Source organism: Actinoplanes sp. NPDC049548 (assembly GCF_040676695.1).
GTDB lineage: Bacteria > Actinomycetota > Actinomycetes > Mycobacteriales > Micromonosporaceae > Actinoplanes.
Window position 1 is genome coordinate 1 of sequence record NZ_JBFAPM010000077.1, and the last position, 1,129, is coordinate 1,129.

Sequence of the window (1,129 nt, forward strand, 5' to 3'; positions counted from 1 at the left end):
CCTAGGTGTGCTGTCCAGGGACGTTGGTCAACCTGGTGATGGGTGGGAAGCCGCCGATCGCTGAGTGAGGCCGGTGGTGATTGTAGTGATGCAGGAATGCCGGTAAGGCCTTCCTGCGGGCCTGCTCGCTGCTGTAGAAGCGGGCGAAGGCCCATCCATCGCTCAGTGTCCGGTGGAACCTTTCGGCCTTGCCATTGGTCTGCGGCCGGTAGGGCCGGGTCTTCTTGACGGTGATGCCCAGCTCGGCGCAGGCATCGCGCCAGGCATACGACTTGTAGGCCGAGCCGTTGTCCGACAGCACGCGCTCGATGGTGACGCCGCGGGTGGCGAACCAGGTGACGGCGTTGCGCAGCACGTCGATTGCGGTGGCGGCTTTCTCGTCGTCGCGGATCTCGGCGTAGGCGATGCGGGAGTAATCGTCGACGACGGTGTGCACGAACGCGGTCCCGACGCGGGGTTCATAGTCGCGGCCGCGTTGTCCGGTGCGTTGGGCGGTCGCCTCGCGGTTACGGTCGCCCTGCACCCGGCCGACGTAGCGCCAGCCACCGCCGTCAGGGATGTTGCCGTACTTGGTGACATCCACGTGCAGCATCGCGCCGGGGTGCGGGTGTTCGTAACGGCGCACGGGTTCACCGGTGACCCGGTCGATGTGTGAGAGCCGGTGCAGCCGGCAGCGGGTCAGCACGGCATGCACGGTCGAGGCCGGCACGCCGAGCCGGCCGCCGATCTGCACCGGTCCGAGGCGTTGTTTCCACCGCAGATGCACGATCTTGCGCACCATCGGCTGCGCGGTACGGGCCGGGCTGTGGTGCGGGCGTGACGACCGGTCGTTCATGGCCCCGGCGCCGTGCGCGGCGTAACGCTCGGCCCAGCGTTTGGCCGTGCGCCAGGACACGTCATAGCGTCGGGCCGCCTGCGCTACCGGCCAGCCTTGATCGACGATCAGACGCGCCAGCCGCAGACGTGCGCGCGGGGTCAAAGCCGCATTACGGTGGAGCATGAAGGCCTCCTGGTTGTGTGAGCGGTTCCTAGACAGCTCCACTTCACAACCGGAGGCCTTCACCCGTCTACGACTCAGACCGAGTCGTCACACAACCTCGACCAACCTCCCTGGACAGCACACCTAGGC

Annotated in this window: 1 protein-coding gene; it reads right to left on the bottom strand. The window is 67.2% G+C overall.

Annotated features, from left to right (window positions below; genetic code table 11):
• Window position 1: 1 nt before the first annotated feature.
• Window positions 2-1,000: an IS481 family transposase gene (locus tag AB0J80_RS38525; protein ID WP_364714794.1), complete on the bottom strand. Its 999-nt coding sequence runs from the start codon at window positions 998-1,000 to the stop codon at window positions 2-4.
• Window positions 1,001-1,129 lie beyond the last annotated feature (129 nt).

Bases quoted from the DNA above. Each gene is read 5' to 3' on its own strand.
- AB0J80_RS38525 (WP_364714794.1), bottom strand. From the start codon at position 1,000: ATGCTCCACCGTAATGCGGCTTTGACCCCGCGCGCACGTCTGCGGCTG.